This window comes from Anoxybacteroides rupiense (genome assembly GCF_014196195.1).
In the GTDB taxonomy this organism is placed as follows: domain Bacteria; phylum Bacillota; class Bacilli; order Bacillales; family Anoxybacillaceae; genus Anoxybacteroides; species Anoxybacteroides rupiense.
The window spans coordinates 23267-49161 of the sequence record NZ_JACIDF010000016.1 but is presented as its reverse complement, the minus strand read 5'-3'; the positions used below and the strand labels follow the sequence as shown (position 1 = coordinate 49161).

The window sequence follows — 25895 nt, the reverse complement described above, 5'->3', positions numbered from 1 at the left end:
AGTTTCCTTCTGACAGCAGGGGCATTTTTGAACTTTTACAGGCGTTTGAATATGGATTTCAAAGTGAGTGATTTGATCCTCTACATGAGTGATTTCAACATCTTCTAACCCAAGCAGTTTTGTGATAAAATGAGAATGCATTTACGAAATCTCCTTTTTGATGTAGTCGCCAACTATCATTTTAAAGGGAGATCTTCGTAAGTGCTTTTATTTTGCCTGAAAAGTCTCTTAACCCCAACATTTAGTATAGAACCCAAAAAATGGCGGAGAACAAACGCAAGATCGAAAAGTTTCAAACGTGAAAAAGCTGCAGCTGGAGAAGTGGTGCAAGGAACACGGAGTGCAATGCGAAGTGATTCAGAAGGTGTGAGGGGAGGCGGGGTTTCTTACCCGCCCAAAACCCGCCCGATTTTTGATTTTTGATAAGTAAATTCAATTTAGTTATACTTAACAAATACTGATTGATCAAAGGGTTTGAAGATATTTTGAGCCGTTTTGTATCAATATCCATTATGATATTTGTACATCCAAAGAACGCCAGATTTTAACAGACGCGGCACTCTGCCGGTTAAAGGACGGTCAGCGACAAGGCCAAATCCATGCTTTTTGCCGAGAGAACCGAGAATGCCTTTTAGCTTAATCGGCGGAAATTCGTTTGGCGGTTCTTCTCCGCGCCAGCGGCTTTGCAGCACTTGAACAATTTGCTCTGCCTGTCCTTCCGCAAGCTGTGCGCTTGGGGAATGAGGAAGGCTCGCACAGTCGCCGACAACATAGACATTTTCATATTCAGGGATATGGTGCTGGTTGGTTAAGACCACGCGGCCTTGCCCGTCTTTCTCCACATTTAACTCACGAACGACCCGGCTTGGCTGGATTCCTGCTGTCCATACAATGGCGTCACAGTGAATAGGCTCATCGTGATTATATAATATGCCTTCTTCAACTTTTGTAATATTGGAATGGCGGACAATGCTGATGCCATGCTCATGAAACCAGCTTTCGACATATTGGCTGAGCCGCTCTGGAAACATAGGTAAAATTCGTTCTCCGCGGTCAAATAGCATCACGTAAAGATCAGGACGGCTTTCGGCCAGCTCACTTGCCAATTCGACACCGCTTAATCCTGCTCCAACGATACCGACAGTGGATTGCGGAGGTAAATTGCTTAATGTTTGATATGTGACACGGGATTTTTCAATCGACTGGATGCTATGTGTAAACTGTTCCGCCCCAGGGACGTTATGATACTTATCCTCACAGCCTAATCCGATGACTAAATCATCATATGCTACAGTCGTCCCATCATGCAATAAGACCGTACAGGCATCCAAATCAATACGAACAACTTCTCCAAAGCAATATGTGAGGCGAGGGTGTTCTGGAAAAGGTACACGAATATCGTGGTCGCTGACGGTACCAGCAGCTAATGCATAGTATTCCGTTTTTAAACAGTGATACGGAACACGGTCAATCAGCGTAATGTGAACGTTCTCAGGTAAATGGTTTGGGAGAAGGCGAAGCAAAATTCGCATATTTCCATAGCCCCCACCAAGCAGAACGAGGTTTCTCATGCTAGAATTCCCCTTTTGTAGTTGTCTTTTCACGCAAAACGTTGACCAAATGACATTAAAAGTATAGCGAAATTGTGACAAAATCACAATAATTTTTCGAAAAAAATGATAAATATATAAAGGACTTTCTTTATTCAGGATGGCGGAATCAAGAAATAAAGTGTCATAAATTGACGGCGACGATAAAAATCGTTACCATTTAAAGCAGGTAGTGAGGTGACAAGCGTTGATTCAGCCAATTATTGAATTTTGTATAAGCAACTTAGCGAATGGTTCACAAAAAGCGCTGGAAAAATTGGAAAAAGATCCGAACCTAGATATCATTGAATATGGATGCCTAAGCTATTGCGGGAAATGCGGCCAGTCGCTTTTTGCGTTAGTAAACGGCGAAGTAGTAACAGGGGAAACGCCGGAGCATTTGGTAGAAAACATTTATAAATTTCTTGAGGAAAATCCAATGTTTTAGAAAAAAGCGGCTGCAGACAGCCGCTTTTTGAATATCCTTTTTTATATGGTTGTCGCTTGATATGTTAGCATAGAGTTCGTCAGATTTTTGCCATGCGAATGCGTGAAGAAAAGATCAGTCACAAGAAGCTCTGAATCTAAGATTTATTCGTTCAATCTTTATAAATGCATGCATATCGATTTTTGGGAGCCATTGGTGCTAGAAATCGACCACTTGCGCTTATTTTAGCCGTTCATCGCCGTGTTGATGGTTAGAGTTTTCGCCGCTGCGAATTTCCTGCCATCGTTCATGAGCCATAGCAATAATCCCTGTTTCAATGGTTTCCTTCTTTTTCGCAATCACTTTTGAAAAATATAAAATCGCCTGTTTTGTTTCACCTAATCTTCGATGCAGTTCACCTATGAGATAAAGAATACGCACCTCAGACATATGGGTTCCAAGAAAATCGTCGTTGCTATAGGATGCCATGTATTCCTGTAAAGCGAGACGCATAAAACGCTTTTCTTGTTCAGGAACTTTGTATGTGCGATAAAGCCAAGCAAGACGCATATACAAGCCAGCAAGAACAATGTGTTTTTCGTGCTTCAGCGTAGCTGAATAAATCCCGAGCTTATACGTGCTAACCGCTTCTTGAAACGTTCGCTTTCCACTATAATTGTGTCCGCTCCAAAGCTGACAAATATGTTGCTGAATCGCTTCAAATGTTTGAGGAGGGAAATAAGCAGAAAAATCTTCTGTCACCGAAAATCCGCAATGAGGACAAACACTCACATAATAAAGCAGCGGATTTAGGTCTTCAGACTGGTAGTATGAACAAAAATCGCTGTCGTGTTTTATTGGCCGAAGAAAGCGGGAGCGAATCTTTTTCGTGGTGTATGGCTGATGACAAACAAGGCAAGAAATCTTTCGATCATATAACTCATTTATTTCCATGATGCTTCCCCCGCGATTGATTTAAGGATAAAGGCCTATTACAAATTTATTATACAGATAAGAGCACAAAAAAAGAAGATGCCAGAGCATCTTCTTTTAAAGGTGTATATGAAAAAACGGGGGATATTTTCATTGTTTCCCAACAATATCGCGTTTATACTTATATGTACAAAATTTTTAGGAGGATGCACAATGGGCAATTTTTCGTTTGCGAAAATGCACGGCTTAGGAAACAGTTATATATATGTCAATTTGTTTGAAGAGACGATCCCAGAGGAGCTTTTGCCAGAGCTAGCGATCAAAGTATCCAATGTTCACACAGGGATTGGATCGGATGGACTGATTTTAATTTGTCCGTCAAACGTCGCTCCTGTGCGCATGAGGATTTTTAATAGTGACGGCTCCGAAGGAAAAAATTGCGGCAACGGCCTTCGCTGTGTAGCGAAATATGCTTATGAGCATCAGTTGGTGAAGGAGCGCTCATTTTTTATTGAAACATTGTCAGGGCTGGTGAAAGCCGAAGTTTCTGTGGAAAATGGCCTTGTGACTAACGTAACTATTGATATGGGGCACCCTCGCCTTAAGCGGAGTGAAATTCCGATGATCGGAGAGGAAGCAGAGCAGGTGGTCGCAGAACCGATTCGAATCGCTGATCAAACATATACGATGACCGCTGTTTCCATGGGGAACCCACATGTCATTTTTTATGTAAATGATATTCACCAGGCTCCTGTGACCTCGCTTGGTCCTATTGTTGAAAAAGACAAACGGTTTCCAGAGGGGGTTAATGTGGAATTTGTAGAAGTTGTCAGTGATCATGAACTGCACTTTCGTGTATGGGAGCGCGGTTCAGGAGTCACACAGGCGTGCGGAACAGGGGCATGTGCAGCGGTGGTAGCCTCCGTACTGAATGGTTGGACGGCCCGTAATCGTGAAACAGTTGTTCATCTGTTAGGTGGCGATTTATTTATTACCTGGACAGAGGAAGGAAATGTGCTGATGACAGGGCCTGCCGAAACGATTTGTACAGGTGTGTATGAGTACTAAGACCAAGTGTTGATCTCAATCGGTAAATGGATCTTTGGCCCAAATGATCGTTAGTTGTCCAAAGAAAGCTAAAGCTGTAGCAAAATGGAGGCTGACGATTTGAATCGTTTGAACAAGTGATAGGAAAACAGATATACTAATGAAAAAGGAGGGAATGATATGAGCGACGTCATTCAGTTGACGGAAGCAGCGGCGTTTCAAATTAAAGATATGATGAAAGAGCATGGAGAAGAGAACGCTTATCTCCGCGTAGGAGTAAAGGGCGGCGGCTGCAGCGGATTATCATATGGCATGGGGTTTGAACATGACCGCCATGAAGATGATCATGAGCTGGAGCAGCATGGTATTAAAATATTAATTGATAAAGAAAGCGCGCCAATTTTAAAAGGCACGATTATCGATTACAAACAGTCGTTAATGGGTGGAGGTTTTACAATCAACAACCCGAACGCGATCGCCACATGCGGCTGCGGATCGTCGTTCCGTACGGCGGCAAACGCTGGAACACCGGAGGAGTGCTAAGGCTATTTAGCGACGAACTTCTTTATAAAAAGGGCGTCCTTATGCTAAGGGCGCTCTTTTGTGCTATTTGCCATAAACATTGTGCTCCATATTTGTGAAGAAAATAAAACACGGCAGGGAGGTCTAGGAATCGACCGCCCTGCCGCAGATGGTTTAGAACATAGAAGAAGAATGCATTGGCTGTATTTTGGCTTTTGGATCAATATAGGCTTTCGCGTTATTGACTGCCGTTGGCGCTTCACCGAAGCCGCAGGCAATTAATTTTACTTTTCCTTCATATGTGCAAATATCGCCAGCTGCATAAATGCCTGGAATATTTGTTTCCATTTTGGAGTTTACTTTAATGGAGTTTTTTTCAATTTCAAGTCCCCATTCTTTAATCGGTCCAAGGGATGATACGAATCCATAGTTGACCACTACGGCATCCACATCAATCGTTTCTTTTGAGCCGTCTTTTGCATTTTCGAGAATCACTTGGCGAATGCCCCCATCGTCACCGACTAAATCAACGGGCACAAATGGTGTTTTGACAACAACTTTGGAATTCATTAAATTCTCTACACTATGCTCATGAGCCCGGAATTTATCGCGGCGATGGACAATGGTCACTTTTTCAGCAATTGGCTCAAGCATAAGCGCCCAATCGACAGCCGAGTCGCCGCCGCCGCAAACAAGCACTTTTTGTCCCGCAAATTTATTTAAATCATCAATAAAGTAATGCAGGTTTTTCCCTTCATATTGAGCGGCATCTGCCAACTCAAGGCGTCGTGGCTGGAAGGCGCCGTTTCCAGCTGTAATGATGACAGCTTTCGAATAATGGATTTCTTTGTTTGTTGTCAGTTTAAAAATACCATCATCCTGCTTTTCCAGTTTTTCAACGGATTGTTCTAAGCAAACGGTCGGATTAAATTTGGCCATTTGCTCCTTTAAATTATCAATCAGTTCTTGTGCGCGAATTTTAGGAAACCCAGCGACGTCGTATATGTATTTTTCTGGATAAAGAGCAGATAACTGTCCTCCCAATTGTGGAAGGCTTTCAATAATTTTTACGCTTGCTTGGCGCATTCCTCCATAAAACGCTGTAAACAGCCCTGTTGGTCCGCCGCCAATAATCGTAATATCATATACCTTCTGGTCTTCCTTCATGACCCCTTCTCCCCCCTACTCAATGAAAAATGCAGACACTTACATCATAACATATTCATTACTTTTATAAAAAAGAAAAAAATCACTTGAAAACGATACGAAAAAAGACTAATATGTTTTTGGATGGATTGTTAAGATTTTTTGACAATTATTCGACATTTTTTTGTCCCTTATCGTGAATTTATTCACAAACTTTTTTTCAATAAAATGCAGCATGAAAGCGCACGCTAGTGGTAAATGCTGCAAATAAAAAATAAAAAGGTGGAAGTGATTGAGTTGAAAAAGCCAAATGTTGTAATTTTAGGGGCAGGCTATGGCGGTTTGATGACCGCGGTGCGCTTGCAAAAGTTTGTTGGAGTGAATGAAGCGAACATTACTCTTGTCAACAAAAACAATTATCACTACGAAACTACGTGGTTGCATGAGGCCTCAGCTGGAACGCTGCATCATGATCGCGTGCGCTATCCAATCGCTGATGTGATTGATCGCAGCAAAGTGCAATTTGTGCAAGATACGGTTGTTAAAGTAGTTCCGCAAGAGAAGCGAGTGATTTTACAAAACGGCGAATTAACTTACGATTATTTAGTCATTGCGCTCGGTTTCGAATCTGAAACATTTGGCATTAAAGGGCTAAAAGAGTACGCATTTTCTATTGCTAACGTGAATGCCGCCCGCCAAATTCGCGAGCATATCGAATATCAATTTGCGACCTATCATACAGAAGAAGAAAAGCGCGATGAGCGTTTAACGATTGTTGTTGGCGGTGCTGGATTTACGGGTATCGAATTTCTTGGCGAGCTGGCAAACCGCATTCCAGAGCTTTGCCGTGAATATGATGTGGATCCGAAAAAAGTGCGCATCATTTGCGTTGAGGCTGCTCCGACAGCTCTTCCTGGCTTTGATCCAGAGCTTGTGGAATATGCGGTTAGCTTGTTGGAGCGCAAAGGAGTAGAGTTTAAAATCGGAACAGCCATTAAAGAATGTACACCAGAGGGCATTGTGGTTGCGAAAGGTGACGAAGTTGAAGAAATCAAAGCAGGCACAGTCGTTTGGGCCGCGGGTGTGCGTGGAAGCTATGTCATTGATGAATCTGGCTTTGAAGCAATGCGGGGCCGTGTAAAAGTGGATCCGTTCTTGCGCGCTCCTGGTTATGATAACGTATTCATTGTCGGCGACTGTTCACTAATGATTAATGAAGAAACGAATCGCCCATATCCGCCTACAGCACAAATTGCGATGCAGCAAGGCGAGTTATGCGCGAAAAACCTTGCCGTTTTAATTCGCGAACAGGGCGAACTGCAGCCATTTAAGCCAGACATTAAAGGAACGGTATGTTCGCTTGGGCATGACGACGCTATTGGCGTTGTGTTTGGTAAAAAGATGTGGGGGGCAAAAGCAAGCTTTATGAAAAAAATGGTTGACAATCGTGCCCTCTACTTGATCGGCGGTCCATCTCTCGTTATGAAAAAAGGAAAATTTAAGTTCTTCTAATAAAGAAATTGTATGGGCAAACAAGCTTTTGTTTGCCCTTTTTTTAAAATTGAAGGAAAAAGAGGTTGGAGCTATATGAAAAAGAAGCGTGGGCATGTGTGGCTGGCGGCGGCAGGGATCGTACTAAATGATGCGGGGGATTGGCTTGTTGTCAAGAAGAAGTATGGCGGATTGCAAGGACAATGGTCATTGCCGGCAGGATTCGTGCAGCGTGGAGAAACAGCAGATGAAGCGGTGATCCGGGAAGTGGAGGAAGAAACAGGAATCCAAGCCGAAGTGATCGGATTGATTGGATTGCGCACAGGAGTCATAGATGATGAAATCAGCGACAATATGATGATTTTTTTGTTGAAGGCTTTATCCAAAAAAATGGTCATCCAACAAGATGAACTATGGACAGCGGCGTTTTTATCGAAAGAGTCTCTTTTGAGTGATTCAAGTGCGTCGACTTTGCTGCAGCATCTGCTGAAAGCATGGCCTTTATCCTATTTCCATTTTCATAACGGATTGGATCCGGGTGAACCATTTGGATATACAACATACCGAGTTTATTTCAAAAATTCAAAAAATTAAGAAAAACAGAGGAAATGAAAGGATTTTGCCAATGTATCCGTTTACATCGGGGGAAATCGTCCGAAATGCTCCTTTTCTTTTTGTATAGATCTTTGATATATTATCAGAAAATTAAGAAAAGGGAAGAGGGATGACATAATGAAAAAGACAGAATCAACGGTATGCCCATATTGTGAAGGAAATGGTTACGTTCAATTGTTGTTAGGCGGTTCAGAAACATGCTATTGCTGCTCCGGAAAAGGAACCGATAGCAAAAATCATAAATAAATGATAACTGAGGGGCAAGTTTATATGCTTGCCTCTATCATTTTGCTACGCAAAAGCGCTTATATGAATGCTTTCATTGACTCCCATTCTACGTTTCAGTACACTTAAGAAGGATGTACTGGAGGTGATGGGGATGGAAATGAGCGTACCCGTTTTATTAATATCCATGTTATTGTTTTTTGTGTTATTTTTTGGGATTGGCTTTTTATTGAATATGATTTTAAGAATGTCATGGATTATGGCTATTTTAAGCCCGATTGTCTTTATTTTTATTATTGATGATGTGAGATGGACAGAATATTTTACTCATCCAGGCGCTTCGTTTACTGCGCTCAAACACAAAATATTATCGCTGGCGCCTGCTGATGTTATGATCCTTAGCAGCGGGCTTGTCGGCGCCATTTTTGCCGGAATTGCGATTCGGGCGCTGCGTGCTAAAGGATATCAAATGTTTTAAGACTTTCGCTGAATAAGCGAGAGTCTTTTTTATTTTCTCATTCTTCCCCCGGTGAATATTTCGTTTTCCCTGTGGAAATAAATAGAACCATGGGAGGAGTGAGGAAATGAATATAATTAGAAGAATGAGTATGACGCTTTTATTTATCGGCGCGCTTTTTACTACATTTCAATCTGTTTCTGGAGTAGAAGCGAAGACAATTGTTCACTCACTTTATAATTCATCCGTTTCATTTTTTCAACGCAGTTATTCTTTTTTTGATAACTTCGAGATAGACAACCATGCATTAGCAAATGAGCAATGGACTCGATATGAAGAGCGGGTGCAGCCGCAAATTTCATCCGAACAAACGATGAATCACTCGCTAAACTTAGAGGAAGCGATCGATTGGTCGCAATACCCTTCCACTACTGTTGTTGCGACTGGCTATACAGCAGGCGTGGAATCGACAGGGAAATCGCCGAACCATCCGGAATACGGCATTACTTATTCAGGTGTACGAGTCAAACGAGATCTCTTTTCAACGATTGCTGCTGATTTAAATGTGTTTCCTATTGGAACGATTTTGTTTATTCCGGGATATGGATATGGGGTAGTGGCAGATAAAGGAGCGGCTATTAAAGGGAACCGCATTGATTTATACTACCATACAGTAGATGATGTGTACAAACATTGGGGCAAGAAAACGGTGAAAGTTTATATTGTGAAAAAAGGAAATGGGACATTATCCGAGCAAGAGCTAACTAAATTAAATGAGGATGAAGCCATGCAAGTGTTTCGGCAACAATATTTGAAATCGGAAAGTTAATGAAAATAGAGAAGGGCTGTTCATGACAGCCCTTCAGATTGTTTATAAATGCTTCCATCCTGCGTCACTGTTCTCGTACGTCTCAAGCACTCGGCCATGTTTCTTGTCTGCCAAGTGGCTTTAAGCCAGTCTGGTGTGAGACCGCCATCATCAATGAAGAATGTTAAAATGGTTGTAGACAAAGTCAACAGTGACTTTGTCTTTTTTCGTGAAGTAAAGGATCGATATGATCATATTCTGGAAATATGTCAGGGTGAAGCAAAGCAGCAAGCTTTTTTAATCCGAGCAGTAGCCTTGGTGAAGGACGACAAAATAAAGATTCTTCGAGGACGGAAATGCGCCCTGCTTTTACTGCTTGGATTTCGCTCCATCCGGGACGCTTGTTGACGATGGTTGGATCGATTTTTTCCGTTCTCACTCCAACCCAAACAAGGCAAATATGTTCCGGGTTTCGTTTTTTTACTTCATTCCAGTCTGTTTGGATATTGGCTGCCTCGATATCAGCAAAAACATTCGTTCCTCCCGCTAGCACGCTTATTTCAGTAAGCCAATTTGCTCCTCCAGGAGTGAATACAGGTTTTGGCCACCATTCCCAGTAGAGAGAGATCGGTGCCTCGATATTTTTAGCTAGTTGCTTATAGTGATGGATAAATGCTTGGTAACGAGTGACGATTTTTTGTGCTTGTTCTTTTTTGTGCATTGCTTCTCCTAATAAAAGCAAATCGGAAGCAATATCATTCAACGAATTTGGCTGGAAGACGATATAAGGAATACGTCGTTTTTGCAACTCAGCAATGTTTCTCTCCATTCCTGGCACGCTTAAGGAAGCAAGCACAAGATCTGGATTCATCGCTTCGACTGCATCCATATCGATCTTTAGATCAGGCCCCACTTTAGGAAGGGAATGTACTGCTCTTGGCCAATCCGAATAATCGTCCACGGCGATTAAATTCTCTAAGCCTCCTAGGTAAGCGAGCAGTTCTGTATTGCTTGGGCATATGGAAATGATTCTCATGATTATCACCTCTTTTTTATTCCATAATGGTGTATTCTTCTTCTGCTGTGCGGTTTCCTTGTGATATGCTGAAAAAGGGGAGGGAGAAGCGTGTATCCGCTTGCGTATTATGAGTTTTTTGTGAAATTTAACGAGGGAGATTTTTATACGTGCCATGATTTATTGGAAGAAATTTGGATGGAGGATAAAAGCAATTTTTTCATTAAAGGATTGCTGCAAATGACGGTAGCTTTATATCATTATAGCTATGGCAATGTGAAAGGAACACGGATGATGATGGAAGCTGCCCAAAACTATTTGCAGCCTTATCGGCCCATCCATTGGGGGCTGGATGTAGAAGCGGTATACAGCTTTATTGAACGCTGTCTTGACTTGATTCCAGCAGATATTGAGCGAGTGGATTTTTCTCAGATTCATCGTCTGCCTTCTCTTCCTGAGCTTGTATTAGTGCTACAAGATTAGCTGGCTAGCGAAATGGGATGATGCATTGTATGATGATAGAGGAAAAATCAGACAAAGGAGGATTCATATCATGTTTAAAGTGGTTCAGGAGTCTCTAAATGAAACAAAGCATGAGGCTTGTATTGTTGGGATATTTGAGCGGCAGAGCGCATTGGGTGGTGTGCTGGCTGCTTGGGATGAACAGTTAAATGGACAACTTACAGCATTGTTGAAAGAAGGAGATCTTTCTCCAAAGCGAAAGCAAATTGCTAAAATACATACGCTAGGGCAATTGAATATCAAGCGCCTTTATTTTGTAGGATTAGGCAAGGAATCAGACCTGACATTTGATGGATTACGAGAAGCGATTGGCCGGCTGTTTAAAATGTTAAAAGGAGAAAAGCTCACAGAAGCAGCAGTGGCTCTCGATACGTTTATTACCGAAAATCTTGATGCTAGCGAGGCAGCTCACGCTTTTGCTGAGGCGTTTGCGCTGTCGACATATCAATTTGTCGGATATAAACAAAAATCAAATGAACCAGAAAAGAAACTGGAAGAGATGACTGTCTATACAGCGGCGGACCCTAAAGAAGTGGAAGCGAGCCTTTTGGTCGGTTCTGTTTATGGAAGGGCTACCAATTCAGCTCGGACGCTGGTGAATACACCAAGTAATTTATTAACGGCGACAGATTTGGCCGATTATGCAGTAGAATTGGCGCGAAAATATAAGTTTGAATACGAGGTGCTGGAAAAAGCGGAAATGGAAAAGCTCGGAATGGGCGCGCTGTTGGCTGTTAATAAAGGGTCGTCGGAACCGCCGAAAATGATTGTTTTGAAGTACCAAGGGAAGGAAGCGTGGGAGAATGTCATCGCGCTTGTCGGAAAAGGAGTAACCTTTGATACAGGCGGCTATTCCATTAAAACAAAGGATGGAATTGTCGGTATGAAGACCGATATGGCCGGTGCAGCCGCTGTCCTTGGTGCGATGGAAATTATCGGTGAACTCCGGCCGGAGCAAAATGTGATCGCCGTCATTCCAGCTACCGATAATTTAATTAGCGCGGATGCGTTTAGACCGGACGATGTGATTACATCCATGAGCGGTAAAACGATTGAAATTAAGAATACTGATGCAGAAGGGCGCTTGATTTTAGCGGATGCCATTACTTATGCCAAGCATCATGGTGCGAACTACATTATCGATGTAGCTACCTTAACAGGGGGTGTCATTATTGCGCTTGGTGTCCATACTACAGGCGCGCTGACGAATCATGAGGAAATGTTTGAGCAGCTTTTAGAGGCATCAGTGGAAACCGGTGAATGTATTTGGCGCCTGCCAATTACAGAAAAAGATAAGGAACGTGTACGCAATAGCCCGGTCGCTGATCTCAACAACTCTCCAGGACGCGAAGGCCACGCGATTATGGGCGGCGCCTTTCTCGCTGAATTTGCCGAGAACACTCCTTGGGTACATTTAGATATTGCCGGTACCTCCGTTACATCGAAAGACCATGATTTAGGGCCGGCCGGTGCAACCGGTGTGATGGTGCGAACTCTTGCTACTTTCGTCGAGCGTTTCCAGTAAGGAGAAGAAGCCGTTCATCAGCGGCTTCTTCAGACTGTTGAGAACCTTTTTATCCTGCATCGTTTGCCGCACTCGGCTGTGTTCCGTGTCTCAGATCGGCGAAGGAAAAAATCAAAATGATTAAATGAGACAAAGTTTTTTGTTAAGCTTGCTGCTGCTACGCTGAACCACTCCCACCTCCATTTCATTTAGAGGTGGGAGGCTTTTTAGTAGATATGTTAACTCTAAGACGAATACGAGCGAATCGTTCATCCAAATGTAAAGATAATGTAAATTTAGTGTTAATTTTTTTTAAAATTGTTGTAAATTCGACGGTTATTGATAAAATAAGACAGGGTGGCTCAACATTAGTTACATAAAATGGGGGTTTTTTTATGGTTTTTGCACCAAAAAAAGATGTCTTTTTTGATTTATTGTTTACAATTTCAGAGAATGTAAAAGAGGCAGCACAGTATTTTGTTGAGTACAAAATCAATAACATTAGTGATCTCAAAGAGTTTGCACGTGTCATGAAAGAGTATGAAAAGAAAGGCGATTCGTTTATTCATGAGCTTGTCGTTGCTTTAAATAAGACATTTATTACGCCGATTGAACGGGAAGATATTCACCAATTAGCGATGAAAATGGATGATGTATTAGATGGATTTGAGCAATGCTCTGCTCGTTTTGAAATGTTTTCGTTTACCGATATTGATGACCATATGGCGAAATTTTTTGAAAATATTTATCAAAGTACCATTGAAATCGCTAAAGCGTTGAAACTGTTAGCAAGCAAAAAACTGCTTGATATGCGGGTACATGCCATAAAAATCAAAGATTATGAAACAAAATGTGATGAAATTTTAAGAGCCTCTATTAAAAACTTATTTGTGACACAAAAAGATCCAATTAAATTGATCCAATATAAAGAATTGTATGAAATGCTAGAAGAGATCGCTGACAGCTGTGAGGATGTTGCCAATACCATTGAAACCATCATTATGCGCAACGCGTAAAAGGAGATTGCTCTTTTATGGATACGGTGTTCATACTTACAGCTTTAGTTGTCATCTTTGCGTTAGCTTTTGACTTTATTAATGGCTTTCACGACACAGCGAATGCGATTGCAACATCAGTTTCGACAAGAGCACTGACGCCGCGTCAAGCGATTATTTTAGCAGCGACGATGAACCTAATCGGTGCTTTAACTTTTACAGGGGTTGCTAAAACGATTACGAAAGATATTGTTGACCCGTTTGCCTTAGAGAATGGTTCCGTTGTTATTTTAGCAGCGCTGACAGCAGCGATTGCTTGGAACTTAATTACATGGTATTACGGAATTCCAAGCAGCTCTTCTCATGCGATTATTGGGGCTGTTGCCGGAGCTGCTATCTCAGCAGCCGGTTTTGACGTTTTGAACTACGAAGGATTTTTGAAAATTTTACAATCCCTTATCCTTTCTCCGTTTCTTGCATTTGGCGTAGGATTTATTATGATGAATTTATTCCGAATAACGTTTAAAAACGCCAACCTCTCCAAAACGACCAAGGGATTTCGCATGTTTCAAGTGTTGACGGCAGCGATGCAGGCTTATACACATGGGACGAATGATGCGCAAAAAGCGATGGGGATTATTACGATGGCATTAATTGCTGGAAATTATCATCACTCCACTGACATTCCAGAGTGGGTGCGTTTCTCAGCAGCCATTGCCATGGGGCTTGGAACCTCCGTTGGCGGCTGGAAAATCATTAAAACCGTTGGCGGAAAGATTATGAAAATTCGTCCTGTCAACGGGGCGGCAGCTGACCTTTCTTCTGCCCTTATTATTTTTGCGGCAACGACATTTAAATTGCCGGTGAGTACGACTCACGTCATTTCTTCTGCTGTTATGGGGGTTGGTGCGGCACAGCGTGTGAAAGGTGTAAAATGGGGAGTCGCACAGCGCATTGTGCTCACATGGATTATCACTCTGCCTGTTTCAGCGCTGATTTCTGGATTTGTTTATCAATTATTTAAATTATTCTTATAAGAAAAACCGGGCGTAAAATCAACGCCCGGTTTTTTCAATTATGCTGCATGTCGATTGGCTGCGAACGATTTGCGAAGAGAGGCATAAATTCGAGGCGATATTACGCCGGCGACGATGGATAATATAATATCCTTTGGCAGAGGTACGAGCATCCAGGCCCATGCCATGCTATAAGAGAATCCTTCTGGAGCTTGTCCCCAATATTTATACGCTAAAAACATCCAATTTGTACCGATTACATAATTGATGATCATTCCGATGAGTGCAGCGACAACAAAACGAACGACAGAAGGAGACGGGGTGCCTTTTTCGACGATCCAACCAGTGATATATGCTGCTAAAATATAGGATAGAATAAAGCCGAATGTCGGACGGACAACCATGCTGAATCCACCAGAAAATTGGGCGAATACAGGTGCGCCGACTAAACCGACGAGCATATATACAATCATGGCAAAGGCGCCGAGGCGCCGTCCTAAAACAGCACCGGCAAACAAACAAAAAAACGTTTGCAATGTAATCGGTACTCCGCCAATGACTAAAAATGGTGCCCAAGAAGTAATATTGGCTCCAATGGCCATTAAGGCTGCGAACATGGCGATTAATGTCATATCAAGTGCACGGAATGACGGTTTTGATGTCATATGTGAACCTCCTTGTTTATTTGGTTAACAAAATCGTATCGAACAATTGCTTGACTGTCAATTAATTTTTTGAATAATGCGGTCGTTTTTAGAAAATATATAAATACAAATGAAAAATGGAACAAATAGTATCTGTACAGTCTACCGGTTAGATGCAAATCGGTGGCTTGCCTCACTCGCGTGAAAGCGTGCCGCCGCAACGAGATCATGGTTTGCTTACTTTTGTATAGATGCTGATTCAGTATCATTACCATGGGTTACTATAAATGCTTCAATAGCGAGAATATGGGGGGATTGATGGTGAAACCGGAGAAAGATAGAAGCCATATTGAGAGGGCAAGCCAACAAGGTGCTCGTGAGGATCTCATCCATGTAAGTTCAGATGATGAAGGAAGCGATTATGATTTACGGGATGCACAAGAGGTTGGACGAAAGCAACTCGATCATGAATAAAACATCAGACTGTTGACAAATGCTTTCATGTTGCATCACTTGTTTTGTTCGTCCGCTTATGAACGTCTTGATTCAATTCTTAGCTTTGTTCCTTATCTGACAAGTGTTTTCAAGACAATCTGAGGGAAATGAATGGATGCTTAAAGTGATGGTTAAAGAAAAAAATGGATTTTATTTACAATCTGAGATGTTTGGCTTCTTAAGTATCTCAAAAACTAAAATACGTTCCAACGCAGTCCGATGGTTAGTTGGCAGCAATAGGGCATGCTAGACGACCCTCTCCCCCTCTTAACCGAGTGTATGTGGGAAGGCTCACTATACATCATGAGCATGAAACAGAAAAGAGCGAGTCATTAGCATGAACTCGCTCTTTTTTACTACATTAGATAGCGCAAAAATAAATACAAATGTGATAGAAGCAAAGTGATCAGCGTTAAAGGAGCACCGATTTTCAAAAAATCCATATAGCTGAATCCATGTCCTTCTCGTGAAGCGATGCCAGCGACAATAACATTAGCCGAGGCACCGATGAGAGTGCCGTTTCCTCCTAAGCAGGCTCCGAGCGCTAACGCCCACCATAAAACATCAATTTGCGGAGCATCAGGCGACAATCCCATTCCTGTTGCCATATCTTTAATCAGCGGAATCATCGTGGCGACAAACGGGATATTATCAATAGTTGCTGAGGCGATTCCTGAAACCCAAAGAATAAAATAGGCAGCGACTGAAATATTGCCTCCTGTCACATCCAATGCTTTTTCAGCGAGACTTTTAATCAAACCGATATCGACAAGCCCTCCTACTAATGTAAATAACCCAGCAAAGAAAAAGATCGTCACCCATTCTACTGAAGAAAAGATATCTTCCATCTCATGCTCTTGCACTCCAATCACCATGAGAATCGTCGCGCCAGTCATTGCAATCACCGCTGCATCGACATGAATAGAAGAGTGGAGAATAAATCCCAAAATCGTTAGCACTAAGACGGTGACGGACTTTTTTAACAAGACGCTATCTTTAATGTAATCGCTCTCATTCAGTTCCATTAATTGCTCAATTAATTTTTGATCGGATTTTAACTGGCGTCGATAAATCAAAAATAAGATAGCCACCGTTACAAGCATAATAATGACGATGATGGGAGCCAAATTCGTTAAAAAATCGTTAAAATCTAGATGTTTATTTGCTGAGCCAATCATAATGTTGGGGGGATCGCCGATCAGAGTAGCGGTACCGCCGATATTTGAGGAAAGCACCTCAGAGATTAAATAAGGAACTGGGTTCACGCGAAGGATACGCGTAATTGAGAACGTCACCGGGACGATAAGCAAGACGGTTGTGACATTATCAAGAAAAGCTGATAATACAGCTGTCAGCAAAGATAACATCACTAAAATGCGGCCGGGATTACCTTTAGCGGCTTTAGCGGCCTTAATGGCTACATACTGAAAAAAGCCGGATTTGCTGGTAATGTTCACAAGAATCATCATTCCGATTAATAATGTAATGGTTTCCCACTCAATGTGATGAGTAAAGGCTTTATGCAAATCAACAATTCCAAAAATCACCATGAGTGCGGCTCCAAGAAGGGCAATCACCGCGCGATTGATTTTTTCTGAAATAATGATGGCATAGGTGACTAAAAAAATAGCGATTGCTGCATAATATTGCACATTTGAAACTTCTGCTGCTACTGTGTCATGCAATGGTTTTCACCTCTTTATTGAATAGTTTGTCCACAGGAAGGGCAAAGCAAAGGGGATAAGTTCTCAATGTCTCTTGTGTAAAACATAAACTGGCAATTCGAGCATTGCACTTCCGTCAAGCGATCAATAAATAGCTTATGCGATGGGCGCTGCGGAATGGATGTATCAACCATCTCTACATGAATCGCTTCGCGCGAATCGTCTTCCGCCACGACAAGTCCTTCGGCTTCTTCTTTTGTTCGCCAGCCCTGGTCGATCAAATGCTGCTGCAGCTGGCTATGAGACGAATGCTGAAGCATTTCCTCAGCCAATTTCATATATTGCTCATTTGTCAACGAAACAAATGGCACACCCGTTTTTTTCTTTTCCCAATATGCTTTCAATTGTTCCTCCGTAAAAATCAAGGTCACGATTTTATGAATGACGACATTTTTCAACGATGGTTCCCCTTTCTTTGACAGTATATTCCCCAATGTTTATTATAGCTTTTTCTTTATAGGGACTCAAAAAATTTTTAGAGGCGTACGTTCGCCCTTTTTTGTTTATTTTCTGAAAAAATAAGTAAAAGAATGGAATCTCATGATATAATAAAAGTACGATCATCGTCCGAGTGATGAATCATGGCGAACGAGTGTGGAGAAAGGAGGGACAATCATGCAGGCGAAGGACCATCAATATTTGTTTCTTGATTTTGAATTCACGATGCCTGAAAACAAGACAAAGCCGCGCGGTTTTTTTCCAGAAATCATTGAAGCCGGCCTTGTATCGGTCATCAATGGCCAAGTCTATGACCAATTTTCTTCCTATGTCAAGCCAGTTCATTTTCCCACTTTGACGGAGCGATGTAAGTCATTTTTGAACATTGCGCAGGAACAAGTGGATCAAGGAATTTCTTTTGAAGAGCTCGTACATTGGTTGCAGGAATATGACCGCTTATGCCCGAATACCGTTATTACTTGGGGAAACATGGATATGAAAGTGCTAAGGCATAATTGTTTGCAAGCCAATCTCCCTTTTCCGTTTACCGGTGAACACCGTGATTTAGCGATGGAATATAAAATGTTTTTTGGAGAACGCAATCAAACTGGGCTGCGCAAAGCGGTTCAAGAGTATGGAAAAGAAGGAGTCGGAAAGGCGCATTGTGCGCTAGATGATGCGTTTACTACCTATAATATTTTTAATTTAGTAGAGAAGGATAAAAAATATTTAGCGAAGCCAGAGCAGCCAACGATTGGCGAGCGTGTAGACTTTAGCCAGCTGCTAAAAAAATTTGCGTTATAATAGGCCAAGTCACCATGTGCAGTGGTTTGGCTTGTTTGTTTTTGTTATAATCAATCTTGCCAAGATTTTATCGAATGAGAGGCTGACGAAATGATGATTCCATATATCCTTAACTTATTTTTATATTTTCCAGAAGACAAGCGTGAATACATTCCAGCGGCTATTACGTGTACTTTATTTTTAATCGCTGCTCTTTTAACGATGCGGCTTATTATTAAAATTTCAAAATATCAGGAAGAAAAAGCGAAGCAATTTGAAGAGCAGCTCAGAAGAGAAAACATTATTCAAGATGACAAATAATCGTTTAAATTCCCTTTCGTCTGGAAATACTGCATGAAAAAAGAGGCGGGAGGGATTTTGTGTTTAAAAGATTATATGTGTTATTGGCTATACTTGTGCTTGCCAGCGGCTGCAAGCAGTCTGCACCAACAAAGCTCAATGTCAAAATGGTGAATCGTGCAGGCGAAGTATTGGGGACGGCGAAGCTATCCGAGCAGCCGAGAGGGGTCAAAATTTCATTAGATTTGGAGGGGCTTCCTCCGGGGACGCATGCAATTCATATTCATGAAAAAGCCAGCTGTAAAAAACCAGACTTTCAGTCAGCTGGCAGCCATTATAATCCTGATGAGAAAAAGCATGGTTTACTTCATCCAGAAGGAGCGCATGCCGGTGATTTGCCCAACATTATTGTGAAAGAGGACGGAACTGTAAAAACGGAATTGATGGCCCCGCAGGTGACACTAAAGGAAGGTAAGGAGACATTACTAACCAAAGCAGGCACCGCTCTAGTGATTCATGCAGGCCAAGATGATGGAATGACTCAGCCGGCGGGAGATGCGGGAGATCGAATTGCCTGTGGCGAGATCAAACGATAAAGAATAGAGGATTTCTTTGCAAGTTTTTTCATTGTTATAGAAATCAAGTGTTATGTTTAATCTTTTCATATTTTTCGCATTCTAACACCATCCATCGAGAAGTCTCCCACCTCTAAGCGAAGTGGAGGTGGGGAGGTTTATCGAATCGTCCATAAAATCTTTCCGACGCTACTTCTGCTTTCGAGCTAATGGTGCGCTTCGATCGCTTCTTTACGCATAAATGGTTTTCCGATTTTCATTTTTAGCTGTCCAGTTGCTAAAAGCTAGGTGAAATGTCTGGCTTCTGTATATCCGTATACTTCATGACTTCCGGCGGACCAAACTCTGTTATGACCATCGTTTTCATCTATATCCCATCCTTTCAATCCAAGCTATTGCTCGTCAAGGTTTTTGAGTTTCAAAGCAGAAAAATAGGCTTACAGTCCCTCGAAAGCGTCCCGAAGTCGTTCGAAGGCATTTTCAAGCGTTTGTTTTGTGCAGGCGATGTTAAGACGGATAAATCCACGTCCTTCATCACCGAATTTGCTGCCCATTTCCACAGCAATTCTCCCTTTATGGAGAAGCCGCTGCTTAAGCTCCGTTTCTGTTATTCCAAGGCCGCGACAATCGATCCAGATAAGGTATGTTGCTTCTGGACGAACGGCTTGTACGCCTGAGAAAGAATTGTGAATAAACGTGCATGTACGGTCTATATTGGTTTTTAAATATTCCAATAGTGCATCAAGCCACGGACCTCCATAACGGTAGGCGGCTTCCGCTCCAACAGTGGCGAATGTGTTAAGTGTAAAAAAGCCGCGCCGATGCTGAACTTGATCGAATTGTTTTTTTAAATCGCGATTTGGAATAATCACACTCGCTGATTGCAAGCCAGCCAAATTGAATGTTTTCGTCGGTGCCAAGCATGTCACGCTTATGCTGGCGAAGGCTTCGTTTATGGAAGCGAACGGAGTGTGACGAAATGGCGAAAATGTTAAATCCGCATGAATTTCATCGGATACAACGATCACGTTATTTTCTAAGCAGAGAGATCCTAGAGTCTCCAATTCTTTTCTGGTCCATACTCGTCCCCCAGGATTATGAGGGCTGCATAAAAGCAGCATTTTGGCCCCTTTTAACTTTTCCTTAATATCGTCCCAGTTGATTTGATATCCACCCTCAGTCAGAAGAAGGGGACTTTTGAACAGTTTTCGCCCATTTTTTTGTACAAGTTGAAATAAAGGAGGATATACTGGCGTGAAAACCACAATCGCATCATTTGGGGAAGTGAAAGCTTCGATACATGTTGCTAGCGCTGGAACAACACCAGCAGAAAATGAGATCCAATTTGTCTCAATCGTCCATTGATGTCGGTTTTTCAGCCATTCTGCGAGTGCTTCTTTTAACGAGTGAGGGATGGCAGTGTAACCAAATACCCCATGCTCCAAACGGTCAGTGAGCGCTTTGATGACAGGAGGAGGAGCTTGAAAATCCATATCCGCTACCCACATTGGCAATACGTCTGGAACCCCGAATATTTGTTCTGCTTCATCCCATTTTACCGAGTGGGTGTGCCGCCGCTCGATCATATCGTCAAATGAATACATGGTAAATAACCCCTTTCTTGCAAAATAATCACTGAGCGAAGGATGACCATCATGGCTTATTTTTTTCTGATTGAGAAAGAGCCTCCAAAAAAGCCGCGATGCCCACGCTAAAAGAAAGGCTCCATCCACCGCTTTATTTTGCTTCGTGTGATCGATTATAATTGGTTTATCATCTCATAAGGAAAGGCGGATCATGCGATGAATGCAGCGAAAACCAATCAAACATTGCTTGAGATGATTCAGCGCTGGGACCCGTTTGGCTACGGAGTAGAAGCCTATGAAACGGAGGCGGTAGATGTGATTCAAGCTGTTCATGAATGCCATGATGCTTATACGCTTGCTAAAAAAATCCAATCCATTTATGAATTCTCTTTTGAACAGCTAATTCCTTTCAGCAACTGCATGAAATTAGCGGAAGCTTTATTAGTGGTCAAGCATGGAGCAGAATGCTCGCTGTCATGATAATCGATTCTCGCTTTTGGCTGATAAAAACATGGATGAGCGCCATGAAAAACGTCAATGGGGCAAAGCGATCGCGCAGATGAACGGCTGCGGATCGCTTTGCTTATTTTTGCTGCTTCTATCAAAAATTTTTCGTGCAAATGATCATGAATTGTGTGAAAATTCTCTATAGGGGGGATTCATGATGAAATTGACGGAAAAAGAACTGGAAATCGTGGAAATACTCGAAAAAAATGCCCGTTTGCCGCTGGAGACATTGGCAAAGATGGCCTCATTAACAACAGAAGAAGCAGCAGCGATTTTAGAAAAGCTTGAGGAGAAAAAAGTCATTGTTCAATACGCCGCTATTGTTGATTGGAGGAAAATTGATGGGCATGAGGGGGTAACGGCGATGATTGATGTCAAAGTGACACCGAAGCGCGGCGTTGGATTCGACGAAGTTGCGGAACGGATTTATCGCTTTCCAGAGGTTAAGTCGGTGTATTTAATGTCAGGAGCGTACGATTTATCTGTTGTTATTGAGGGACGCTCGATGTCGGAGGTGGCTCATTTTGTTTCAGAGAAATTATCGACTCTAGAATCAGTCATTTCCACGACAACACATTTTATTTTGAAAAAATATAAACACGATGGTACGGTGTTTGAGCAAGGAGAACAAGATCGGCGTATCGTGGTGTCACCATGACGCGGGCAACCAAAACATATGTATCGGAAACGGTCAGCCGATTAAAGCCATCAGGCATTCGGCGTTTTTTTGACTTGGCTGCAAGCATGGATGGCGTTATTTCGCTTGGGGTGGGAGAACCTGATTTCATCACCTCATGGAACGTGCGAGAAGCGTGCATTTTATCGCTGGAACAAGGGCATACATCTTATACGGCCAATGCGGGACTAATGGAACTGCGGGAGGAAATTTCCTCTTATTTGCTGCGGAAGTTTCAAGTGAAATATTGCCCGGAGGGTGAAGTGCTTGTGACAGTTGGAGCGAGCCAAGCGCTGGACTTGGCTTTGCGGGCGATCATCAATCCGGGTGATGAGGTCATCATTGTTGAACCAAGCTTTGTCTCCTATGGACCGCTTGTGACGTTGGCTGGAGGAACTCCTATACCGGTTCGGACAGAGGGAACAGATGAATTTAAGCTTCGTCCCCAACAAATTTTGCAAGCATTAACGGAACGAACGAAAGCGATCCTCCTTTGTTCGCCCAATAATCCGACTGGTACTGTATTGAACAAAGAAGAGCTGGCCGCGATTGCTCACATTGCGAACATGCATGATTTGCTAGTCATTTCCGATGAAATTTATGCCGAGCTAACATATGACGAGAATTATACGAGCTTTGCCGCAGTGGGAGGGATGCGGGAGCGCACGATTTTAGTGTCTGGATTTTCAAAAGGGTTCGCGATGACGGGATGGCGCCTCGGCTTTGTAGCTGCTCCTGAGGAAATCATGCAAGCGATGCTGAAAATTCACCAATATGCGATGATGTGCGCACCGACAATGGCTCAATATGGAGCCATTGAAGCGTTAAAAAACGGTGAACATGACGTGGAGGAAATGCGCAAAAGCTATCGCCGCCGCCGCAATTATTTTGTTCAATCATTAAATGAAATAGGCCTGCGCTGTCATATGCCGGGTGGAGCATTTTATGCATTCCCTTCCATTCGGGAAACAGGTCTTACATCGGAGCAATTCGCCGAACAGCTATTGTTAAAGGAAAAAGTGGCAGTTGTCCCTGGCAGTGTGTTTGGGGAGAATGGAGAAGGATATGTACGCTGTTCCTATGCCTCATCACTTGAGCAACTGCAAGAGGCGACCAAGCGAATGAGAAGATTTTTGCTTCAGCTGTAAACGCGGGAAGCTTGTTGTTTCCGCCACTGTTTGAGGTGGCGGAAACGCCCTCTTTTATTGAGGGTCTCCGTATTTGATTTCATAAAGCATTTGCATGACACGGAGAAAGTCTTCCTCGCTGAACTCCTTTGCTTTGCGCAAAATCAGCTTTGCCCGCTTTAATCCTATTTCTTTGATCAAATGCTCAATTTCAGGATCCATTTCCGAAGCGGTATTATTTGCCCCTTTTTCTAAGAGCTCTGAAGCTGGAACATCCAGCACGGTAGAAAGCTTAAGAATGGTTGGGACGTCAGGAATTTGCTCTCCAGATTCGTATTTTTGAATTGTGGCTGTCCCCACACGTACTTTTAGCGCCAACTCTTGTTGACTCATGTTGCGCCTCTCTCGGTACATTTTGATGTTCTCGCCAATCGCACTCATGAATTTATTACCCTCCTTTGCATTCTTTGTATCTCCATCATATCATGTTTTATTCTTCTTGATAGGACATTTCACTAATTCGTTGAAAACTGTGCAGAAAATTTTTATAATTTTTTGATTCGTTTGCTCAATCATGGTATAATTTAGAACTGCATATTTGAAAATCAACAAATAGGAGTTGTTTTTTTTGAGAAAATTAAAAGTGGGAAGCGTCGTCAAAGGGATTGTGACGGGAATTCAGCCGTATGGCGCGTTTGTATCCATTGATGAAGATATACAAGGACTTATTCACATTTCGCAAATTTCCCATCAATATGTTAAAAATATTCACGATTTTATCAAAATGGGTGATGAAGTAACCGTAAAGGTGCTTTCCATTGATGAAAAAACAAAGCGAGCCAGCCTTTCTATACGTGCGCTTGAGACTTCGGGCGCGGAAAAAAGGGGAAGAAAGCGAAAGGTTAAAATTGTAAAAGCCAATGAATCAGCCAAAGGATTTAATACTTTAAAGCGAAAATTAGAAGAATGGATTGAACAATCGAAGTGCGAGGATTCATTCAATTAATAAAAACAAACACTCACCCTGTGAATGGTGAGTGTTATGTTTGTTGTTTTACGTACGAGAGGTTTTGGGTTCTGTACGTCCAAGCTCTTCGGCTGGTTTAAATAAAATCGCTAAATTAATTAATCCAGCGATTCCGACAAGGCCGTAAATGATACGAGCTAATGCTGAGTCTTGTCCTCCGAAAATAGCTGCTACTAAATCAAATTGAAAGAAACCAATTAAGCCCCAGTTAATCGCACCGATTATTGTAAGTAATAACGCAACGCGTTGAAGTCCACTCATTGAGGATTCCTCCTTTTGCTTTTAGATCGTTCAAGTATAGGTTGCATAATCAAGAATAAAAATATGCACAAAAATATGCCTGGTTGTTTCTTCAAAGCAAATTATTTTACATAAGGAAATGAAACGTACGATAATGATGGTAAAAGAAGGAGGTGTAAATTCTGGCACTAAATAGCTGAGCGACTAGTGGACATGGTCGATAGATAAGGAGAGAGATGGCGATTGCTCAGTGGAGCCGTTTGGAATTTTTGGAGCCAGAGAAGAGGTATGGAGAATTTTGTTTTTCACAATCCAACGAAATTAATTTTTGGAAAAGGACAAATTGAACAGTTGCGACAAGAAATTCCTAAGGATGCTAAAAACATACTCATCGTATATGGTGGCGGTAGCATCAAGCGCAACGGATTATACGATGAAGTCGTGGCGTTATTAGCCGAAATGGGGAAGGAGATATTCGAACTATCCGGAGTGGAGCCTAATCCGCGTGTGTCAACGGTTCGCAAAGGAGCAGAGCTTTGCCGGAAGGAGCACATGGATTTTTTACTGGCAGTTGGCGGCGGCAGTGTGATTGATTGCACGAAAGCGATAGCGGCTGCGGCAAAATATGAGGGAGATCCATGGGATTTTGTGACGAAAAAGACATTTGTGACAGAGGCCCTTCCATTTGGAACGATCTTGACGTTAGCGGCGACTGGATCAGAAATGAACTCAGGCTCTGTTATTACGAATTGGGAGACAAAGGAAAAGTATGGATGGGGCAGTCCGGCTGTATTTCCGCAATTTTCGATTTTAGATCCAACCTACACGATGACTGTTCCAAAAGAGCATACGATTTATGGAATAGTAGATATGATGTCACATGTATTTGAGCAGTATTTTCACCATGTTCCTAATACGCCACTTCAAGATCGGATGTGCGAAGTGGTGTTAAAAACAGTCATTGAAACAGCGCCGAAGCTTGTCAATGATTTGGAGAACTATGAATGGCGAGAAACGATTTTATACAGCGGAACGATGGCGCTCAATGGCTTTTTGCAAATGGGATTACGCGGCGATTGGGCGACTCACAATATCGAGCATGCGGTATCAGCTGTATATGACATTCCTCACGGAGGAGGACTGGCCATTTTGTTTCCAAATTGGATGAAGCACGTTGTTGATGAAAATGTGACTCGTTTTAAACAGCTTGCTGTTCGCGTCTTTGATGTTGATTCGACTGGAAAATCTGATCGGGATACAGTGCTTGAAGGGATTGAGAAGCTGCGCCAGTTCTGGACAAGCATCGGTGCACCGTCGCGTTTAGCTGATTATGGCATCGGTGATGAACAGCTTGAATTAATGGCTGATAAAGCGATGGCGTTTGGCGAATTTGGCCGTTTTAAAAGCTTAAACCGTGAGGACGTGCTGGCGATTTTACGGGCCTCTCTTTAGTGTTAAAAG

The 25895-nt window shown here is 42.4% G+C and carries 32 protein-coding genes; 22 read left to right on the top strand and 10 right to left on the bottom strand.

Annotation, left to right across the window (positions count from 1 at the left end):
* Positions 1-500: 500 nt before the first annotated feature.
* Positions 501-1571, bottom strand: a complete 1071-nt coding sequence (locus GGQ95_RS17350; protein WP_159720317.1) for an NAD(P)/FAD-dependent oxidoreductase — start codon at positions 1569-1571, stop codon at positions 501-503.
* A 226-nt stretch (positions 1572-1797) separates the two neighbouring features.
* On the opposite strand from GGQ95_RS17350, the gene GGQ95_RS17345 reads away from it, so the two are divergent.
* Positions 1798-2037, top strand: coding sequence for a YuzB family protein (locus GGQ95_RS17345; protein ID WP_044745114.1), 240 nt, complete (start codon positions 1798-1800; stop codon positions 2035-2037).
* Positions 2038-2256: 219 nt separating this feature from the next.
* On the opposite strand, the gene GGQ95_RS17340 is transcribed toward GGQ95_RS17345, so the two are convergent.
* Complete coding sequence (locus GGQ95_RS17340) at positions 2257-2970, bottom strand: DUF2225 domain-containing protein (protein ID WP_221212154.1); 714 nt, start codon at positions 2968-2970, stop codon at positions 2257-2259.
* Between the two features lie 192 nt (positions 2971-3162).
* Between GGQ95_RS17340 and dapF the strand changes: the two genes are divergently transcribed.
* Positions 3163-4017 (top strand): diaminopimelate epimerase, encoded by an 855-nt coding sequence (gene dapF, locus GGQ95_RS17335; RefSeq protein ID WP_044745112.1) that lies wholly within the window; start codon positions 3163-3165, stop codon positions 4015-4017.
* Positions 4018-4176: 159 nt separating this feature from the next.
* Positions 4177-4539, top strand: coding sequence for a HesB/IscA family protein (locus GGQ95_RS17330; RefSeq protein ID WP_044745111.1), 363 nt, complete (start codon positions 4177-4179; stop codon positions 4537-4539).
* 153 nt (positions 4540-4692) lie between these two features.
* On the opposite strand, the gene GGQ95_RS17325 is transcribed toward GGQ95_RS17330, so the two are convergent.
* Complete coding sequence (locus GGQ95_RS17325; protein ID WP_066148859.1) at positions 4693-5685, bottom strand: NAD(P)/FAD-dependent oxidoreductase; 993 nt, start codon at positions 5683-5685, stop codon at positions 4693-4695.
* A 267-nt stretch (positions 5686-5952) separates the two neighbouring features.
* Between GGQ95_RS17325 and GGQ95_RS17320 the strand changes: the two genes are divergently transcribed.
* The 5 genes from GGQ95_RS17320 to spsC all read left to right on the top strand — a co-directional run bounded on the left by GGQ95_RS17320 (position 5953) and on the right by spsC (position 9281).
* Entirely contained in the window at positions 5953-7176 is a 1224-nt protein-coding gene (locus tag GGQ95_RS17320; RefSeq protein ID WP_066148928.1) for an NAD(P)/FAD-dependent oxidoreductase, read from the top strand.
* Positions 7177-7251: 75 nt separating this feature from the next.
* Positions 7252-7749 (top strand): NUDIX domain-containing protein, encoded by a 498-nt coding sequence (locus GGQ95_RS17315; protein WP_066148930.1) that lies wholly within the window; start codon positions 7252-7254, stop codon positions 7747-7749.
* A gap of 138 nt (positions 7750-7887) precedes the next feature.
* On the top strand, positions 7888-8016 hold the full coding sequence (locus GGQ95_RS17310; RefSeq protein ID WP_044745109.1) for a YuiA family protein: 129 nt from the start codon (positions 7888-7890) through the stop codon (positions 8014-8016).
* Positions 8017-8149: 133 nt separating this feature from the next.
* Entirely contained in the window at positions 8150-8473 is a 324-nt protein-coding gene (locus tag GGQ95_RS17305; RefSeq protein WP_044745108.1) for a YuiB family protein, read from the top strand.
* 106 nt (positions 8474-8579) lie between these two features.
* Positions 8580-9281, top strand: a complete 702-nt coding sequence (gene spsC, locus GGQ95_RS17300; protein WP_066148862.1) for a stationary phase survival protein SpsC — start codon at positions 8580-8582, stop codon at positions 9279-9281.
* A gap of 184 nt (positions 9282-9465) precedes the next feature.
* Here the strand turns inward: spsC and GGQ95_RS17295 are convergent, their stop codons facing one another.
* The gene (locus GGQ95_RS17295; protein ID WP_066148866.1) at positions 9466-10296 is read right to left on the bottom strand and encodes a cobalamin-binding protein; all 831 of its coding nucleotides are present in this window, start codon (positions 10294-10296) and stop codon (positions 9466-9468) included.
* Positions 10297-10386: 90 nt separating this feature from the next.
* On the opposite strand from GGQ95_RS17295, the gene GGQ95_RS17290 reads away from it, so the two are divergent.
* The 4 genes from GGQ95_RS17290 (at position 10387) to GGQ95_RS17275 (ending at position 14333) form a co-directional block, all read left to right on the top strand.
* A complete protein-coding gene (locus tag GGQ95_RS17290) occupies positions 10387-10758 on the top strand; it encodes a DUF309 domain-containing protein (RefSeq protein WP_044745105.1) in 372 nt (123 codons plus the stop codon).
* Positions 10759-10828: 70 nt separating this feature from the next.
* Positions 10829-12322 carry a leucyl aminopeptidase gene (locus tag GGQ95_RS17285; RefSeq protein WP_066148868.1) on the top strand — a complete coding sequence of 498 codons (1494 nt, stop codon included), beginning with the start codon at positions 10829-10831 and terminating at the stop codon, positions 12320-12322.
* A gap of 374 nt (positions 12323-12696) precedes the next feature.
* Positions 12697-13317, top strand: a complete 621-nt coding sequence (locus GGQ95_RS17280; protein WP_044745103.1) for a DUF47 domain-containing protein — start codon at positions 12697-12699, stop codon at positions 13315-13317.
* Between the two features lie 17 nt (positions 13318-13334).
* On the top strand, positions 13335-14333 hold the full coding sequence (locus GGQ95_RS17275; protein ID WP_066148870.1) for an inorganic phosphate transporter: 999 nt from the start codon (positions 13335-13337) through the stop codon (positions 14331-14333).
* A gap of 38 nt (positions 14334-14371) precedes the next feature.
* Here the strand turns inward: GGQ95_RS17275 and GGQ95_RS17270 are convergent, their stop codons facing one another.
* On the bottom strand, positions 14372-14977 hold the full coding sequence (locus GGQ95_RS17270; RefSeq protein WP_244963782.1) for a biotin transporter BioY: 606 nt from the start codon (positions 14975-14977) through the stop codon (positions 14372-14374).
* 300 nt (positions 14978-15277) lie between these two features.
* Between GGQ95_RS17270 and GGQ95_RS17265 the strand changes: the two genes are divergently transcribed.
* Positions 15278-15430: a hypothetical protein gene (locus tag GGQ95_RS17265; protein ID WP_172798626.1), complete on the top strand. Its 153-nt coding sequence runs from the start codon at positions 15278-15280 to the stop codon at positions 15428-15430.
* Positions 15431-15807: 377 nt separating this feature from the next.
* Here GGQ95_RS17265 and GGQ95_RS17260 read toward each other — a convergent pair whose 3' ends face one another.
* Together GGQ95_RS17260 and GGQ95_RS17255 are read right to left on the bottom strand one after the other, a co-directional pair.
* Complete coding sequence (locus GGQ95_RS17260; RefSeq protein WP_066148875.1) at positions 15808-17136, bottom strand: ArsB/NhaD family transporter; 1329 nt, start codon at positions 17134-17136, stop codon at positions 15808-15810.
* A gap of 14 nt (positions 17137-17150) precedes the next feature.
* Complete coding sequence (locus tag GGQ95_RS17255; protein WP_066148877.1) at positions 17151-17573, bottom strand: hypothetical protein; 423 nt, start codon at positions 17571-17573, stop codon at positions 17151-17153.
* A 217-nt stretch (positions 17574-17790) separates the two neighbouring features.
* On the opposite strand from GGQ95_RS17255, the gene kapD reads away from it, so the two are divergent.
* From kapD to GGQ95_RS17240, 3 genes are all read left to right on the top strand, one after another.
* Entirely contained in the window at positions 17791-18417 is a 627-nt protein-coding gene (gene kapD, locus GGQ95_RS17250; RefSeq protein ID WP_183187209.1) for a 3'-5' exonuclease KapD, read from the top strand.
* A gap of 90 nt (positions 18418-18507) precedes the next feature.
* Positions 18508-18717 carry a hypothetical protein gene (locus tag GGQ95_RS17245; protein WP_066148880.1) on the top strand — a complete coding sequence of 70 codons (210 nt, stop codon included), beginning with the start codon at positions 18508-18510 and terminating at the stop codon, positions 18715-18717.
* A gap of 59 nt (positions 18718-18776) precedes the next feature.
* Entirely contained in the window at positions 18777-19292 is a 516-nt protein-coding gene (locus tag GGQ95_RS17240; protein WP_066148882.1) for a superoxide dismutase family protein, read from the top strand.
* Positions 19293-19708: 416 nt separating this feature from the next.
* Here the strand turns inward: GGQ95_RS17240 and GGQ95_RS17235 are convergent, their stop codons facing one another.
* Positions 19709-20875: a MalY/PatB family protein gene (locus GGQ95_RS17235; protein WP_066148884.1), complete on the bottom strand. Its 1167-nt coding sequence runs from the start codon at positions 20873-20875 to the stop codon at positions 19709-19711.
* Positions 20876-21073: 198 nt separating this feature from the next.
* Between GGQ95_RS17235 and GGQ95_RS17230 the strand changes: the two genes are divergently transcribed.
* Genes GGQ95_RS17230 through GGQ95_RS17215 form a run of 4 tightly spaced genes read left to right on the top strand, consistent with a single transcriptional unit; the run spans position 21074 to position 23188 of the window.
* Complete coding sequence (locus GGQ95_RS17230) at positions 21074-21337, top strand: DUF1871 family protein (RefSeq protein WP_044745093.1); 264 nt, start codon at positions 21074-21076, stop codon at positions 21335-21337.
* Positions 21312-21509, top strand: coding sequence for a hypothetical protein (locus tag GGQ95_RS17225; RefSeq protein WP_066148886.1), 198 nt, complete (start codon positions 21312-21314; stop codon positions 21507-21509). Before GGQ95_RS17230 ends, GGQ95_RS17225 begins: the two co-directional genes overlap by 26 nt.
* A gap of 12 nt (positions 21510-21521) precedes the next feature.
* Positions 21522-22022 carry an Lrp/AsnC family transcriptional regulator gene (locus tag GGQ95_RS17220; RefSeq protein WP_044745091.1) on the top strand — a complete coding sequence of 167 codons (501 nt, stop codon included), beginning with the start codon at positions 21522-21524 and terminating at the stop codon, positions 22020-22022.
* A complete protein-coding gene (locus GGQ95_RS17215) occupies positions 22019-23188 on the top strand; it encodes an aminotransferase (protein WP_066148888.1) in 1170 nt (389 codons plus the stop codon). Before GGQ95_RS17220 ends, GGQ95_RS17215 begins: the two co-directional genes overlap by 4 nt.
* A gap of 54 nt (positions 23189-23242) precedes the next feature.
* On the opposite strand, the gene GGQ95_RS17210 is transcribed toward GGQ95_RS17215, so the two are convergent.
* Entirely contained in the window at positions 23243-23608 is a 366-nt protein-coding gene (locus tag GGQ95_RS17210) for a helix-turn-helix domain-containing protein (protein ID WP_044745089.1), read from the bottom strand.
* Positions 23609-23795: 187 nt separating this feature from the next.
* On the opposite strand from GGQ95_RS17210, the gene yugI reads away from it, so the two are divergent.
* A complete protein-coding gene (yugI, locus tag GGQ95_RS17205; protein ID WP_066148889.1) occupies positions 23796-24173 on the top strand; it encodes a S1 domain-containing post-transcriptional regulator GSP13 in 378 nt (125 codons plus the stop codon).
* Between the two features lie 48 nt (positions 24174-24221).
* On the opposite strand, the gene GGQ95_RS17200 is transcribed toward yugI, so the two are convergent.
* Positions 24222-24455 carry a DUF378 domain-containing protein gene (locus GGQ95_RS17200; RefSeq protein WP_044745087.1) on the bottom strand — a complete coding sequence of 78 codons (234 nt, stop codon included), beginning with the start codon at positions 24453-24455 and terminating at the stop codon, positions 24222-24224.
* A 267-nt stretch (positions 24456-24722) separates the two neighbouring features.
* Here GGQ95_RS17200 and GGQ95_RS17195 point away from each other — a divergent pair, with 267 nt between their 5' ends.
* Positions 24723-25886, top strand: a complete 1164-nt coding sequence (locus GGQ95_RS17195; protein ID WP_183187208.1) for an iron-containing alcohol dehydrogenase — start codon at positions 24723-24725, stop codon at positions 25884-25886.
* Positions 25887-25895 lie beyond the last annotated feature (9 nt).

What these genes read in the sequence shown, in the direction of transcription:
- GGQ95_RS17325 (WP_066148859.1), bottom strand. Translation starts at nt 5,685, where the DNA reads ATGAAGGAAGACCAGAAGGTATATGATATTACGATTATTGGCGGCGGA.
- kapD (WP_183187209.1), top strand. Translation starts at nt 17,791, where the DNA reads ATGCAGGCGAAGGACCATCAATATTTGTTTCTTGATTTTGAATTCACG.
- GGQ95_RS17310 (WP_044745109.1), top strand. Translation starts at nt 7,888, where the DNA reads ATGAAAAAGACAGAATCAACGGTATGCCCATATTGTGAAGGAAATGGT.
- GGQ95_RS17200 (WP_044745087.1), bottom strand. Translation starts at nt 24,455, where the DNA reads ATGAGTGGACTTCAACGCGTTGCGTTATTACTTACAATAATCGGTGCG.
- GGQ95_RS17340 (WP_221212154.1), bottom strand. Translation starts at nt 2,970, where the DNA reads ATGGAAATAAATGAGTTATATGATCGAAAGATTTCTTGCCTTGTTTGT.
- GGQ95_RS17295 (WP_066148866.1), bottom strand. Translation starts at nt 10,296, where the DNA reads ATGAGAATCATTTCCATATGCCCAAGCAATACAGAACTGCTCGCTTAC.
- GGQ95_RS17275 (WP_066148870.1), top strand. Translation starts at nt 13,335, where the DNA reads ATGGATACGGTGTTCATACTTACAGCTTTAGTTGTCATCTTTGCGTTA.
- GGQ95_RS17215 (WP_066148888.1), top strand. Translation starts at nt 22,019, where the DNA reads ATGACGCGGGCAACCAAAACATATGTATCGGAAACGGTCAGCCGATTA.
- GGQ95_RS17305 (WP_044745108.1), top strand. Translation starts at nt 8,150, where the DNA reads ATGGAAATGAGCGTACCCGTTTTATTAATATCCATGTTATTGTTTTTT.
- GGQ95_RS17210 (WP_044745089.1), bottom strand. Translation starts at nt 23,608, where the DNA reads ATGAGTGCGATTGGCGAGAACATCAAAATGTACCGAGAGAGGCGCAAC.
- GGQ95_RS17350 (WP_159720317.1), bottom strand. Translation starts at nt 1,571, where the DNA reads ATGAGAAACCTCGTTCTGCTTGGTGGGGGCTATGGAAATATGCGAATT.
- GGQ95_RS17270 (WP_244963782.1), bottom strand. Translation starts at nt 14,977, where the DNA reads ATGACATCAAAACCGTCATTCCGTGCACTTGATATGACATTAATCGCC.
- GGQ95_RS17330 (WP_044745111.1), top strand. Translation starts at nt 4,177, where the DNA reads ATGAGCGACGTCATTCAGTTGACGGAAGCAGCGGCGTTTCAAATTAAA.
- dapF (WP_044745112.1), top strand. Translation starts at nt 3,163, where the DNA reads ATGGGCAATTTTTCGTTTGCGAAAATGCACGGCTTAGGAAACAGTTAT.
- GGQ95_RS17280 (WP_044745103.1), top strand. Translation starts at nt 12,697, where the DNA reads ATGGTTTTTGCACCAAAAAAAGATGTCTTTTTTGATTTATTGTTTACA.
- GGQ95_RS17195 (WP_183187208.1), top strand. Translation starts at nt 24,723, where the DNA reads ATGGAGAATTTTGTTTTTCACAATCCAACGAAATTAATTTTTGGAAAA.
- GGQ95_RS17230 (WP_044745093.1), top strand. Translation starts at nt 21,074, where the DNA reads ATGAATGCAGCGAAAACCAATCAAACATTGCTTGAGATGATTCAGCGC.
- spsC (WP_066148862.1), top strand. Translation starts at nt 8,580, where the DNA reads ATGAATATAATTAGAAGAATGAGTATGACGCTTTTATTTATCGGCGCG.
- GGQ95_RS17235 (WP_066148884.1), bottom strand. Translation starts at nt 20,875, where the DNA reads ATGTATTCATTTGACGATATGATCGAGCGGCGGCACACCCACTCGGTA.
- GGQ95_RS17245 (WP_066148880.1), top strand. Translation starts at nt 18,508, where the DNA reads ATGATGATTCCATATATCCTTAACTTATTTTTATATTTTCCAGAAGAC.
- GGQ95_RS17225 (WP_066148886.1), top strand. Translation starts at nt 21,312, where the DNA reads ATGGAGCAGAATGCTCGCTGTCATGATAATCGATTCTCGCTTTTGGCT.
- GGQ95_RS17285 (WP_066148868.1), top strand. Translation starts at nt 10,829, where the DNA reads ATGTTTAAAGTGGTTCAGGAGTCTCTAAATGAAACAAAGCATGAGGCT.
- GGQ95_RS17315 (WP_066148930.1), top strand. Translation starts at nt 7,252, where the DNA reads ATGAAAAAGAAGCGTGGGCATGTGTGGCTGGCGGCGGCAGGGATCGTA.
- GGQ95_RS17220 (WP_044745091.1), top strand. Translation starts at nt 21,522, where the DNA reads ATGAAATTGACGGAAAAAGAACTGGAAATCGTGGAAATACTCGAAAAA.